The organism is Pseudomonas sp. CNPSo 3701, from assembly GCF_028674975.1.
Lineage (GTDB): Bacteria > Pseudomonadota > Gammaproteobacteria > Pseudomonadales > Pseudomonadaceae > Aquipseudomonas > Aquipseudomonas straminea.
In genome coordinates this window covers 276,460-289,785 of the sequence record NZ_JAQZSI010000008.1, presented here as the reverse complement: position 1 = coordinate 289,785, position 13,326 = coordinate 276,460, and the positions used below count along the sequence as shown (strand labels likewise).

7 protein-coding genes are annotated in these 13,326 nt (G+C 60.4%); 4 read left to right on the top strand and 3 right to left on the bottom strand.

What is annotated here, in order from left to right; all coding sequences use genetic code 11:
• Positions 1-27 precede the first annotated feature (27 nt).
• Genes ubiB through ubiE form a run of 3 tightly spaced genes read right to left on the bottom strand, consistent with a single transcriptional unit; the run spans position 28 to position 3,019 of the window.
• Complete coding sequence (gene ubiB, locus PVA39_RS21300) at positions 28-1,635, bottom strand: ubiquinone biosynthesis regulatory protein kinase UbiB (RefSeq protein WP_093507534.1); 1,608 nt, start codon at positions 1,633-1,635, stop codon at positions 28-30.
• Entirely contained in the window at positions 1,632-2,249 is a 618-nt protein-coding gene (locus PVA39_RS21295) for a ubiquinone biosynthesis accessory factor UbiJ (protein WP_274125740.1), read from the bottom strand. The genes ubiB and PVA39_RS21295 overlap by 4 nt, the downstream gene beginning before the upstream one ends.
• Positions 2,249-3,019 carry a bifunctional demethylmenaquinone methyltransferase/2-methoxy-6-polyprenyl-1,4-benzoquinol methylase UbiE gene (ubiE, locus tag PVA39_RS21290; RefSeq protein ID WP_274125739.1) on the bottom strand — a complete coding sequence of 257 codons (771 nt, stop codon included), beginning with the start codon at positions 3,017-3,019 and terminating at the stop codon, positions 2,249-2,251. The genes PVA39_RS21295 and ubiE overlap by 1 nt, the downstream gene beginning before the upstream one ends.
• 317 nt (positions 3,020-3,336) lie before the next feature.
• Here ubiE and PVA39_RS21285 point away from each other — a divergent pair, with 317 nt between their 5' ends.
• The 4 genes from PVA39_RS21285 to PVA39_RS21270 all read left to right on the top strand — a co-directional run bounded on the left by PVA39_RS21285 (position 3,337) and on the right by PVA39_RS21270 (position 13,313).
• Positions 3,337-3,615, top strand: a complete 279-nt coding sequence (locus PVA39_RS21285) for a polyhydroxyalkanoic acid system family protein (protein ID WP_093507528.1) — start codon at positions 3,337-3,339, stop codon at positions 3,613-3,615.
• A 187-nt stretch (positions 3,616-3,802) separates the two neighbouring features.
• Positions 3,803-5,515 carry a ShlB/FhaC/HecB family hemolysin secretion/activation protein gene (locus PVA39_RS21280; protein WP_274125738.1) on the top strand — a complete coding sequence of 571 codons (1,713 nt, stop codon included), beginning with the start codon at positions 3,803-3,805 and terminating at the stop codon, positions 5,513-5,515.
• A 35-nt stretch (positions 5,516-5,550) separates the two neighbouring features.
• On the top strand, positions 5,551-12,633 hold the full coding sequence (locus tag PVA39_RS21275) for a two-partner secretion domain-containing protein (protein WP_274125737.1): 7,083 nt from the start codon (positions 5,551-5,553) through the stop codon (positions 12,631-12,633).
• Entirely contained in the window at positions 12,633-13,313 is a 681-nt protein-coding gene (locus tag PVA39_RS21270; protein WP_274125736.1) for a hypothetical protein, read from the top strand. Before PVA39_RS21275 ends, PVA39_RS21270 begins: the two co-directional genes overlap by 1 nt.
• Positions 13,314-13,326 lie beyond the last annotated feature (13 nt).

The following is a 13,326-nucleotide window of genomic DNA, read 5'->3' as shown; positions in this document are numbered from 1 at the left end:
AAGTGTGCCAGCCGGGGCCTGGGCTGGCTATCGGCGCAGGATCAGGTACAGACCGCTGGCGCCCATCAGCCATGCCGGCCAGGCGGTGGCAGGATCGCTCAGGTTGCCCAAACCGAGGGCGGTCATCACGCTGCCGCCGACCAGCAGAGCGCCGATGAGCCGCACCGCCCAGCCGTCGCGTTCGCGCCATGGGGGCGGTGGATCATTGGCGTGGGGCTGCGCCATGCGCTCGAGCAGGCTGCGGGTCATGTTGGCCAGGTGCGGCAGTTGCTCGACCTGGCTCTGCAGGTTGTGCATCACGTTGCGCGGGCTGACGCGCTCGCGCATCCAGCGCTCCAGGAACGGTTGGGCGGTTGTCCACAGGTCCAGATCCGGGTGCAGCTGGCGGCCCAGGCCCTCGATATTGAGCAGCGTCTTCTGCAGTAGCACGAGCTGCGGCTGGATTTCCATGTTGAAGCGCCGCGCGGTCTGGAACAGGCGCATCAGCAGCAGGCCGAAGGAAATGTCCTTGAGCGGGCGCTCGAAGATCGGCTCGCACACGGTGCGGATCGCTGCCTCGAAGTCGTTGACCTGGGTTTCCTGGGGCACCCAGCCCGAGTCGATGTGCAGCTGCGCCACCTTGCGGTAGTCACGCTTGAAGAAGGCCACCAGGTTGCGCGCCAGGTAGTCCTGATCCTCGGGGGTGAGGCTGCCGATGATGCCGCAGTCGATGGCGATGTACTGCGGGTTCCACGGCGTGCGGGTACTGACGAAGATGTTGCCCGGGTGCATGTCGGCGTGGAAGAAGCTGTGGGTGAACACCTGGGTGAAGAAGATCTCCACGCCGCGCTCGGCCAGCAGTTTCATGTCCGTGCGCTGGTCGGCCAGGGTTTCCATGTCGTTGACCGGAATGCCGTAGATGCGCTCCATCACCAGCACCTTGGGGCGGCACCAGTCCCAGTACACCTGGGGCACGTAGAGCAAGCCGGAGTCCTCGAAGTTGCGTCGCAGCTGGCTGGCGTTGGCCGCCTCGCGCAGCAGGTCGAGCTCGTCGTAGATGGTCTTCTCGTAGTCACTGACCACGTCCACTGGGTGTAGGCGACGGGCTTCGGCCGAGGCGCGCTCGGCCATCTTGGCGAGCAGGAACAGCCAGGCCATGTCGGCCTTGATCACCGGCTTGAGGCCGGGGCGCACCACCTTGACCACCACTTCCTCGCCGCTTTTCAGCTGCGCGGCGTGCACCTGGGCCACCGAGGCCGAGGCCAGTGGTGCGGTGTCGAAACGGGCGAACGCCACGCTCACCGGCACGCCGAGCTGCTCTTCGATCAGCGCCAGGGACTTGGCCGGGTCGAACGGCGGTACGCGGTCCTGCAGGTGCGCCAGTTCGTCGGCGATATCCGGCGGCAGCAGATCACGGCGGGTGGACAGCAACTGACCGAACTTGATGAAGATCGGCCCCAGCTCCTCCAGCGCCAGGCGCAGGCTTTCACCGCGGCTGCGCGACGACTTGCCGCGCGGCACCCAGCGCCACGGCAGCAGGAAGCGCGGCGCGCGCAGCCAGAACGGCAACGGCAGGGCGAACAGCAGGTCATCGAGGCGATAGCGGATGACCACGTAGAGGATGCGCAACAGACGACGAACGGCAAGCAGCTTCATGCGATGGGCTTATGGCGTTGGGCGAGGCGCTCGATGCGCGCGTCGAGACGGTCGAGGGAAAGTTTCAGGTCATCGAGTTCGGCAAAACGGGCGTCGGCCTCGCGGCGGCCGACCAGGGTGCGCGATTCTTCGCTGAGGTAGTCGGCCAGGCTCAGTTGTAGGCTGTGCAGGTTTTCCCGCGTCCAGCCCGCGCGGCTGCGCAGGTGCCCGGCCAGCAGCGCCGTGGGCACCGGGCCGAGCCAACGCGACAGCTCGTATTCCCAGTCCAGCTCCAGGTCCTGCAGCACGCCGGCCAGCTCCATCAGCGCGCCGCTGTCGCCATCGAGTTCGACCTCGGGCTCGTGCAGCACCGCCTGTTTGTCCCGGGCCAGGGCCAGGCGCAGCAGGGCGCTGGCGGGGGCACGCAGGGTGCAGTCGATCGCGCCGGCCCATTGCCCGGCCAGGCGCAGCCCCTGGCCGTCGGCAAGAATGAACATCTGCAGCGATGGCGACTGGGACTGCACCGCGATCACCCGGCCATTGAGCCTGGCCAGGCGCGGCAGGGCAGTGCTATCCAGCGCGAGCACGCGGTTGAGGCCGCGCTCGACGGCCGCCAGCAGGGGCAGGGTGAGCATCAGGGCTTGATACCGCGGTGCAGGGCGACGATGCCGCCGGTCATGTTGTGGTAGGTCACGCGGTCGAAACCGGCGTCCAGCATCATCGCCTTCAGGGTGTCCTGATCCGGGTGCATGCGGATCGACTCGGCCAGGTAGCGGTAGCTGTCGGCGTCGTTGGTGACCAGCTTGCCCACCAGCGGCATGAAGTTGAACGAGTAGGTGTCGTAAATCTTCGACAACAAGCTGCTCTTCGGCTTGGAGAACTCCAGCACCAGCAGGCGGCCGCCCGGCTTGAGCACGCGCAGCATGGAGGTAATGGCCGCCTCCTTGTGGGTGACGTTGCGCAGGCCGAAGGCGATGGTCACGCAGTCGAAATGGTTGTCCGGGAAGGGCAGCTTCTCGGCATCGGCCTGCACGAAGGAAATGTTGCCGGAAACGCCGCGGTCGAGCAGGCGGTCGCGGCCCACCTTGAGCATCGAGGCGTTGATGTCGGCCAGTACCACTTCGCCGGTCTCACCTACGATGCGCGAGAACTGGCGGGCCAGGTCACCGGTGCCGCCGGCGATGTCGAGCACCCGGTTGCCGCTGCGCACACCGGACAGCTCGATGGTGAAGCGCTTCCACAGGCGGTGCATGCCGCCGGAGAGCAGGTCGTTCATCAAGTCGTACTTGGCGGCCACCGAATGGAACACCTCGGCGACCTTTTCCGCCTTGCGGCTTTCCGGAACGTCCTGGAAACCGAAGTGGGTGGTGGGTTCGCTGCTGTCGTTCTTGCGCGGATCGTTCATGTGGCCCTTTTCCTGAAGTCCGGTAGGCGTTGGCGTCTGCTCAGTGTGCGGGCTTGAAGCCCCGGGTGGCGTGACCGTGGTCATGAGACAACGCCACGCGCGCCTCATCAGTGAGTCAGACAAGCGAAAAGGCGAGTTTACCGAGGTAAATAAGCGTTTCCATCGACTTGCTGATTCACGGCCCGTTCAACCGCTGGTACAGCGCCGAGTGGCGGCATTCTAAACCCAAAAGCCGGGCGCCGGCTGCACGCGTGGTAGTGGGCCGGCGGGCGCTTCTTGTATATTGCCCCGCCCGCGTTTTCAGTCAGGAGAGCCAGATGGCCAAAATCACCGTCGACCGCCCCCACAATCTGGGCATCGAGGCCGCCCGTGGCAAGGCTGAAAAGCTCGCCGAACGCCTGGCCCGCGAGTACGACGTGCGCTACCAGTGGAAGGGCGACACCCTGGAATTCAAACGCAGCGGCGCCGACGGCTGGCTCGCCGTCAGCGAAGACCGCGTGCAGCTGCAACTCAACCTCGGCCTGCTGCTGTCGGTGATGAGCGGCAAGATCAAGAGCGAGATCGAGGAAGTGCTGGATAAGGAATTGAGTGCCTGACTGACGTCTGGGGTATATCCGGCTGAAAGCTGACTCGGCAGAATTGAGCGGTTTGTCACGTACTTAGGCCGTAGTTACAGCGCTATGTAGCGAAATGAGAATTTCGTCTCTCGGCGGGATAAATCTGGATGGCAAGGTGTCTCATCGCCGCTAAGGGATGATTCACTTTTTCCAGGTACGGATTTTCATGCGCTCGTATTTCCCGCTGTTGCTTATTGCAGTGCCGTTCACTGCGTTTGCTCAAACGCCCCCCATCGATCTGCCCGCGAACCGCCAGACGCCGCTGACCCAGGATCTGATCCGCGACCGCCAGGAACGCCTGCTCGACGAGCAACAACAGCGCCTCCAAGAACTTCAACAACTGCCAGGCAAACGCGCCGAACCGACTGCGCCAGCGGCACCCGAAGACGAACGCTGCTTCGCCATCGACCAGATCGAGATCAGCGGCGCGAGCCTGCTGTCCGATGCAGACCGCACGACCATTCTCGCCCCGTTCGCCGACAACTGCCTGGGCGTCAGCCAGCTCAACGAGCTGCTCAAGGCGATCACCAATCACTACGTTGATCGCGGTTACGTGACCACGCGTGCCTACCTGCCGCAGCAGGATCTGTCGGCCCGTACCCTGAAAATCACCGTGGTCGAGGGTCGCCTCGAAGGCCTCGATAGCTCCGCGCTGGCCAGTGACCGCGAGTTGGCCATGAGCTTTCCCGGCGAGACGGGCGAGATCCTCAACCTGCGTGAGCTGGAGCAACTGGTCGACAACCTCAACCGCTTGCCGTCGCGCCCGGCCCAGCTGGAACTGGTGCCGGGTCAGCAGGTAGGCGGCAGCCGCGTCGGCCTCAAGGGCGAGCGCAGCAAGCCCTGGTACGCCAACATCAACCGCCACAACGATGGCCAGCGCAGCACCGGCGAACAGCAGTGGGGCTTGGGTCTGACCTGGGACAGCCCGCTGGGCCTGGCCGATCAGCTGAGCCTGCGTGCCAGCCGTGATGCGGTCAGCGACAGCTTTCGCCACTCCCACGCCCAGAGCCTGTCCTACAGCATCCCCTACGGCTGGTGGCGTGTGGACTACAGCTACAGCCAGAGTTATTACCGCACGATGGGCCAGACGGCCGATGGCTTTACCTTCGAGACCGACGGCGACAGCCAGCAGCATGCCCTGCGTGCCGAGCGCGTGCTACACCGCGACAGCGTCAGCAAGACCGCCTTCAACACCGGCGTGAGCCATATACGCACCAACAACTTCATCCTCGGCAACCGCATGGATGAGTCCAGCAACCGCCTCAGTGAATGGCAGTTGGGTTTCAACCATGGCCGGCGTATCGGCACGGCGTTCGTCAACGCCGATATCGGTTGGCAGCGCGGCATTGGAGCCTTCGATTCCCAGGGCAATGGCGACCCTCACGGCGACCAGCCCGTGGCGCGCTACAACAAATACACCCTGACCCTCAGCTATCTGCAGCCCTTCAACCTGTGGGGCGAGCGCTTCAGTTTCGACAGTCTGGCCACCGGCCAGAAAAGCGAAGACGAGCTGTTCAGTTCCCAGCGCATCAGCATCGGTGGGCTCAACTCGGTACGTGGTTTCAAGGATCAGAGCCTGTCTGGAAACAGCGGTGGTTACTGGCGTAACCAGCTGCGCTGGACGCGGCCCGTCACCTGGGCGCCGCTGCAACCTTTCGTACAGCAGTACGGCGCGGCTCTGGCCTATGACGTCGGCGTGATCAGTCACGATGAGCACAACTCGGGGGACAGTGGCCGCATCAGCGGGCATGCCTTGGAGTTCAGCGCCCGTGGCGAGCACCTGGCTGCCAGCGTGACCTTCGCCCATTCCCTGGAGCGCCCCGACGCGATCACCGAGCGCGAGCGCCCGGTGTATTTCCGCGTCGACCTTTTCTTCTGATTTTCTGATTCGTTTACGCCCTGGAGCACCCTGACATGGACGTTCGTAGCCCCTTCTTCCAGAACATCGCCCTGATCCTTGCCGGCGTGATGTTCCTCAACCCCATCGTCGCTTCGGCGGCGCAACTGACCGTGGATGCCCAGGCGGGCGGCAACACCACCATCGGTCAGGCCCAGAATGGCGTGCCGGTGGTGAACATCGCCACGCCTAACGGCAGTGGCCTGTCGCACAACAAATTCACCGACTACAACGTCGGCCAGCAGGGGTTGATCCTCAACAACGGCGCCCAGGCGTTCGTACCGACCCAGCTGGGCGGTTACATCACCGGCAACCCGAACCTGCGTGGCGGCGCCGCGGGCGTCATCCTCAACGAAGTGACCGGCAGCAATCGCAGCCAGCTCAAGGGCTACACGGAAGTGGCCGGCAGCCGTGCGCATGTCATCGTCGCCAACCCCCATGGCATCACCTGTGACGGTTGCGGTTTCATCAACACCCCGCGCGCGACCCTGACCACCGGCGCGCCGGTGGTCGACAACGGTCGCCTGCAACGCTTCGACGTCAATGGCGGCGACATCGCCATCGAAGGCGCTGGCCTCAATGCGGGCAACGTCGACCAGTTCGACCTGATCACCCGCAGCGCGCAGATCAACGCCGAAATCCACGCCAAGCGCCTGAACGTCATCGCCGGCCGTAACGAAGTCGATGTGGCCACCCTGCAGGCCACTGCCAAGGCCGATGACGGCTCCTCGCAGCCGCAACTGGCCATCGACAGTTCCGCCCTGGGCGGTATGTACGCTGGCGCGATCCGCCTGGTCGGCACCGAAGCCGGCGTGGGCGTGAAGCTGGCCGGCGACATGGCCGCCAGTGCCGGGGACATCCAGATCGATGCCAACGGCCAACTGACCACCAACCGCATGGCGGCCAGCAATGACGTCACGCTGGTGGCCAAGGGCGTCGAGCTCAATGCCGATACCTATGCAGGGCGTAATGCGACGGTGACCTCGCCTGGAACGGTCCAGGTAAAAGAAAGCCTGGCTGCGGGCCAGCGCGTGGCCGTACAAGCGGCGCAGCTGGACAATGCCGGCATCATCGAAGCGGGTGTACGTGCCGAGGGCTCCGTCAGCAGCGCAGGCCATCTGCAACTTGACGGCGGCACGGTGCGCAACGCTGGCAAGTTGACCACCCATGGTTCTCTGAACACCGACCTGCAGAAGCTGGACAACCAGAGCGGCGCCATCACCGCCGCGGGCAACACCACCCTCAAAGCCGAACAACTCGACAACCGCAATGGTGAGATCGTCGCCCAGGGCAACCTGACGCTCGATAACCAGAAGTTGAACAACCAGAACGGCAGTGCTGTGGCCAGTCAGGCGCTGGTCATCAAGGCAGAGTCGGCTGACAACAGCGCCGGTACCTTGGCAGCGGGAGGCGCGATCGAGGTCGAGGTGGCGGAGCGTCTCGACAACGCCAGCGGCCTGATCGAGGCCGGTAGCCAGGTCACCGTAAAGGCCCAGGAAGTGGACAACCGCAGCGGCCAGATTCGGGCGCTGGGCACCGCTGGCGCTAGCCAGTTCGAGGTAGCCGACAAGCTCAACAACGACGGCGGCAAGATCGAAGTCGGCAATGCCAGCCTGGCCATCGACTCGGGCAGCCTTACCAACCAGGGCGGCTTGATCCGTCACCTTGGCTCGCAAAGCCTGGGCCTGACCATGGAGCAGCTTGGTCAGGCCGGTGGTCGCATCGAGACCAATGCGCAGCTCGACCTGCAAGCCGATGAGTGGGTGAACAGCACCGAATTGCAAGCGGGGCGTATCAGCCTCGATATCGGCGAACTCACCCAGAAAGCCGGCGCTGCATTGCTGTCGCGCGATAGCATCGTCGCCAAGGGCGATACCTGGCACAACGACGGGCGCATTGAAACCAACGGTAACCTGAGCCTCGAACTGGCCGGCGACTACAAGGGCGACGGCACCCTTATCGCTCAGGGCAACCTGGGCTTCAGTGCCGCCAGCGCGGACATGGGCGAAAATGCCAAGGTGCTGGCTGGCGGCACGTCGAACCTCAGCACACTGGGTGCGTGGGTAGCACGTGGTCAGATGACCGCAGGTAGCTGGCTGACCCTCGCGGCACAGAGCCTTAAAAACTACGGCACCATCGGCGCTGGCAATCAGCTCTCGCTGAAGGCCGCAGACATCCGCAGCGAAGATGGCTTCCTGTTCAGTGGCGCGTCCATGTTGCTGGTGGCCGATAACTTCACCAACCAGCGAGGCGATGTTTACAGCGTCGGCGATCTGCAATTCGTCGCCAACGAGCAAGGCGATGCGCCGACCTCGTTCAGCAACCTGTCTGGCGTCGTGGAGAGCGAAGGCAACATCGCGATTCGCGCCAAGCAGATCACCAATGCCCATGAAGTGGAAAACCTGGTCGTCAGCCGCAAGGTCGCGGCGCTGTTCTACGCACCGGATTGCACCGACTGCAGCGGTGACAAGGAAAACGTTCGCTACCGCCTGAAGCAGATCGACCGTACCCAGGCCGTCAGCGATCTCAGAACCGCCTCCCTGCTGGCCGGTGGCAACCTGACCCTCGACGGGCAGGATATCCACAACCGTTTCAGCATGCTGGCCGCCAATGGTGCCGTGCATATCAAAGGCGACACCTTCACCAGCGTCGGCGCCGAAACCGGCGAGTACGTATCCGAAGGTCGCGCTACCAGCGAGCGTGAGAAGTCCCAGGGCTGGATTCACGACGCTGTACGTGGGTTCAACGCCCGCAACTGGCCCACCGGCAGCGCCAATGTCGAGGCCGACCTCAATAGCATCCTCACTCAAGTCCTGAAGGGCAGCTTCGAGCATTTCAGTTCCACCTACACACCTGATGCAGTCCAGGCCTATGCAGCCATCGTGCAGTCAGGCGATGCCAATGGTGTAACCATCGAAGCCCGTCAGATCGGCAATGCCAGCATTCGCCCTTCCTTCAACTTCGTGAATGGCGGCACGCGGGTAGACACCAGCGCGCCGGGCACTGATATTGCCACCTCGATCACCCTGAACCCGCAACTGCCGCCAGACCTGCAACAGAAAGCGGTCGACCCGCTGGCGTTGCCAGGCTTCTCGCTCCCGGCAGGGCAAAACGGCCTGTTCAGCCTGAGCAACAATCCTGGCCACCCCTACCTGATCGAGACCAATCCGGCCTTCGCCAGTCTGGGCAACTTCCTCAACTCCGATTACATGCTCGGCCTGCTGGGCTACGACCCGGACGAAATGCAGCGCCGTCTGGGCGATGGCTTCTACGAACAGCGCCTGGTGCGCGATGCCGTGCGCGCCCGTACCGGCCAGCGCTTCCTGGCTGGGCTGGATAGCGACGAAGCCCAGTTCAAGTATCTGATGGACAACGCAATCGCCAGCAAGGAGGCGCTGCAGCTGTCCGTGGGCGTTGGTTTGTCGGCTGAACAGGTCGCGGCCCTGACGCACGACATCGTGTGGATGGAAGAGCGCGAGGTAAGCGGCCAGAAGGTGCTGGTGCCCGTTGTCTACCTGGCCCAGGCTGAAGGGCGCCTGGCGCCTGGTGGTGCCTTGATCCAGGGCCGCGACGTCGCGCTTATCTCCGGCAGTAACCTGGTCAACAGCGGCACCCTGCGTGCCACCCAGAACCTGACCTTGACCGCGCAGCAGAACATCGCCAACAGCGGCCTGATGCACGCCGACGGGCGCTTGTCTCTGCTGGCCGGCGAGAGCATCCGCAACAGCCAGGGCGGCATTCTCAAAGGCCAGGACGTCAGCCTGGTCGCTGTGGCCGGTGATGTGGTCAACGAGCGCACCGTCAGCACCCACCACAGCACCACCCGCAATACCGATCGTCAGCAGAGCTTCGTCGACAGTGCGGCACGCATCGAGGCGGGCAATGACCTGCAGGTGAGTGCCGGCAACGATATCCGCAATATCGGCGGCGCCATCAGCGCGGGCCGCGATGCCAGCCTGGAAGCTGGTAATGACCTGATCCTTGGCTCGGCCGAGGCCGAGAACCGCCAGAACAAGTGGGACCGTAAAGGCCACTCCTACCAGAACAGCATCACCCAGTACGGCAGCGACGTGCAGGTTGGCCGTGATCTGGAGGCCGTTGCCGGTCGTGATCTGCTGGTTGTTGGCAGCACCGTCAAGGCCGGTGGAAACATCGACCTCGATGCTGGCGGTGATATGACCATCACCTCTGCAGCGGACGAAAGCCACTCCGATTACTACCGCAAGAGCGGCGGCAAGAAGGTTGTCTCCCAGGAGGACCACGTCAAGCAGGTGGCCTCGGTCATCGAAGCCGGTGGCAACCTGAACGCGCAGGCAGACGGCAATCTTGTTCTCGCCTCCAGCCACCTCAAGGCCGGTAACGAAGCCTACCTCTACTCAGGCGAGCAACTGGCGCTGATTGCCAACCAGAACACCGACTATTCGCTGTACGACAAGAAGAAAAAGGGCGGCTGGGGCAGCAAGGAAACCCAGCGCGACGAAACGACCACCGTGCGCAATATCGGCAGCACCATCACCACCGGCGGCAACCTCAGCCTGATCAGTGAAGGCGACCAGCTGTATCAGAAGGCCCGCCTGGAAAGCGGTAACAACCTGACCTTGGACAGCGGCGGCGCGATTACCTTTGAGGCGGTGAAGGATCTGGATCAGGAGAGTCATGAGAAGAGCAAGAACGGCTTCCTGTGGACCTCTACCAAAGGTGAAGGAAAAACCGACGAAACCCTGCAGCAGAGCGTTCTGGTCGCCAAAGGCGAGACCGTTATCAAGGCTGTAGAAGGCCTGCGAATCGATATCAAGGAGATCAACCAGAAAACCGTAAGCCAGACCATCGACGCGATGGTCGCCGCCGATCCTGAGTTGGCCTGGATCAAGGAAGCGGAGAAGCGTGGGGATGTCGACTGGCATCGCGTGAAGGAAATTCACGACAGCTTCAAGTACAGCCATTCCGGACTGGGTGGTGGTGCGATGGTCATCATCGCCATCGTCGTTACCGTTCTTACTGCTGGCGCTGCATCGGCCCTAGCCGGTGCAGTCGCTAATGGCCTAGCAAATGCTGGTATTGCCTCTGGCTTGACGGCTTCGGCGATTGGCACCGGTGTCGGTGCATTCGCCACTGCTCATGCTGTGCAAGGCGCCATTCTTCTCGCTAACGACCCAAGCAATCCGCTGGGCGCTTTCAAGGAAAGCCATTCCAGTGAAAACCTTAAAAACTATGCCGCGGCGGGTATCAGCGCTGGGATAGTCGCGGGGGTGGTCACGCCTCATCTCTCAGGTACTGACGCCACTCAAAAATATACATTTGGCCATGACGTCGGGACGTTAGACGGTGCCTTGGGCTATGCAAAGCAAGTTGCAGCCAATGGTGCCGTTCAGGCGAGCGTTGGTACGGCCATAAATGGTGGAAGTTATAAAGACAACCTGACAGGCGCTTTGAGTAGCCAGCTGCAAAACACATTGCAGGCGATTGCCTTTAACGCTGTTGGTGACTACGGGCATTACAACGGCTGGGATGATGGCAGTGTAAACAAAGTTGTCCTGCATGCCATGGTCGGTGGTTTGCTCAGCGAAGCTGCTGGCGGCTCTTTCGCAACAGGGGCTCTGGCCGCTGGTGCGAATGAAGCCATGATCAAACAGCTGGATGTACTTGCCCATGGCGATGATCAGCTCCTGCAAATGGCAGCTCAGCTAGTTGGGGTGGCGGCCGCTGGCGCCACGGGTGGTGAAGCTCAGTTGGGCGCTGATATCGCGAAAAGCTCGGCTACTTATAATTACCTTACGCACCGCGATGTTGCTGAGATGGAACTTGATCTGCGCAAGTGTCAGGCAGATAAGGGGTGCGAGCGTGATATCAAAAATAAATACCGAGAGCGTAGTGCTGAAAATGATAAGAAACTGAATGCATGTTCGATTAACGGGAATTGTGACGTAATCAAGGCCGAAGTCGAGCAAGGTAAGTTGGCGCTAAGTGAGCTGGCTGCTAAATCTGGGTTGAGTGGTGATGCTCAGATCTTTGTTGAGGTAATGGCGGGGTATCAAAGCTCCGACCTCGATAATGTTGATTTGCGAATTGCAGCGGATAAGTTGGCTTACAAACAAAATAAAGACTTGGTTGCGCTTGGCAATAACAAGGAGGCTTTTGACGCCACTGTAAAGCTGCGCGCCTTCGAGGCGTACCAAGCATCGCTCGAACAAGAATTGGCTGCTAGCCAGCAGCTCCTTGAATACATGCAGAAAAGCGATGCAGAGCTCGATCAGTTGGTTCCAGGTTGGAGAGAAAGCCGAGATCAGTATGCTCGCTCTGCAAAAGCGGTAGCTGATGGTTTCTCGACGGCTGGAGAGATTATCGAACCTGGATTATTGGACCTTGTCGGGCCGACAGCCAAGGCCGCTAAGCTTGCTGGAATATTTATCACGCTCGAGAAGGCTGGCAAGCTTGTGCCTGATAGCGTGTTCAAAGTAGCTAGTAAACTTGATAATCTTCTTTCAGGTAAAGCTCCTAGTGCTGAATTGGCACCATTTGAGAAAGCGGCGGAGTCTAAGCTAACTCAGGATATTCGCGTTGCTAATCAGGCCTTGGCGTCCAAGAATACTCCGAGTTCACCGGTTGGGGTGCCAAAAGAGAACCCAGCGCCTGCATTGGGGAGATTGGATCTTTCGAAGGTCGATGTATTGACCATAAAAGACGCACGCAAGCTCGAGGGCGAAAATAAAGGTTTGATCTTCGTGCAAGAACCTCAGGGAGACTTTAGTAAGCCGTTCGTGAAATTCGAGGCTGGTACGACAGGAGCATTTTCAGACGTTCTGTCGCAGCGTAAGGCTGTGCCTGCAATACGGTTTGACAACCCCAATCCTAACGGTAACAATTTCGTGAAGTTTGATGGCGTTGAGGATGTCGATGGAATTATCTTAATTGACCGAAAAACAGCGCTGACATCGTTTAATAAGCAGATCCAAAGTCTTCAGCGAGTATCGAGTGCGTTGAAGCAAAATCCTGGTATCAAAGCCGTTTTTGAATTTCCAAGTCAAAAAGCGGCTGATAGGGCAACTGATATTTTGATTGAGCAAAATATCAGGAATATTACTGTGAGGGTTGCACCCTGATGACTACGCATAAGCTTGAATTTCGTCATAGACCAAAATTTTCAGAGCCGATTGGAAAGCGGCACGAAGATTTTCTCGAAAAGTTGTCCGGCTTAGGCAAGCCATGGGATTTGGCCGGTGCTATAGATGTTCCCGATATTGAGGGCGAACTTGTTGTTTCTGTTTCTTTAGATAAGTTTCTTCCAAAGGGAATAAAGGGCCGAGTTACGTATTCTCTTAGAAGTGAAAAATACCTAGAGGATGATGCTCAGTTTGATGACTCCCTATTCGTTGAGTTTTCTTACGCCAAAGTTGATTATTCCGACTTGTTGAAAAGGATTTTCCCTGCATACGTACATGCTTTTGGCGCTTATAGAGCTGCGCTGCATGATTGGTCGGTTACTAGAAGCGACTGGCCGGCAGTATTAGCTGAATGTGATGCTACAGGAAAAGATGTTAATGGGAGAGAGGGTGTTTTTCGTATAAATGCGGCTAATTATTTCGATGAGGAGTTGTGCCTTCGCGCATTTGGGAAAAGCCCTCAACAGCTTATTAGCTGTCTCAAGGGGCACGTTGAGGAGGCGTCGGAATTGGCCGGGGGTGTGTTGATTGTTGTTAGCTATACGCCGCTATCCACTAGCGAGATAACTACCGCTGGAGAACGATTAAAAAAAATTTTGGTTGGTGATGTGGTTGGGTGATGCGAGGAAAAGG

Coding starts and splice junctions, on each gene's coding strand:
- ubiB (WP_093507534.1), bottom strand. CDS start 1,635: ATGAAGCTGCTTGCCGTTCGTCGTCTGTTGCGCATCCTCTACGTGGTC.
- PVA39_RS21295 (WP_274125740.1), bottom strand. CDS start 2,249: ATGCTCACCCTGCCCCTGCTGGCGGCCGTCGAGCGCGGCCTCAACCGC.
- ubiE (WP_274125739.1), bottom strand. CDS start 3,019: ATGAACGATCCGCGCAAGAACGACAGCAGCGAACCCACCACCCACTTC.
- PVA39_RS21285 (WP_093507528.1), top strand. CDS start 3,337: ATGGCCAAAATCACCGTCGACCGCCCCCACAATCTGGGCATCGAGGCC.
- PVA39_RS21280 (WP_274125738.1), top strand. CDS start 3,803: ATGCGCTCGTATTTCCCGCTGTTGCTTATTGCAGTGCCGTTCACTGCG.
- PVA39_RS21275 (WP_274125737.1), top strand. CDS start 5,551: ATGGACGTTCGTAGCCCCTTCTTCCAGAACATCGCCCTGATCCTTGCC.
- PVA39_RS21270 (WP_274125736.1), top strand. CDS start 12,633: ATGACTACGCATAAGCTTGAATTTCGTCATAGACCAAAATTTTCAGAG.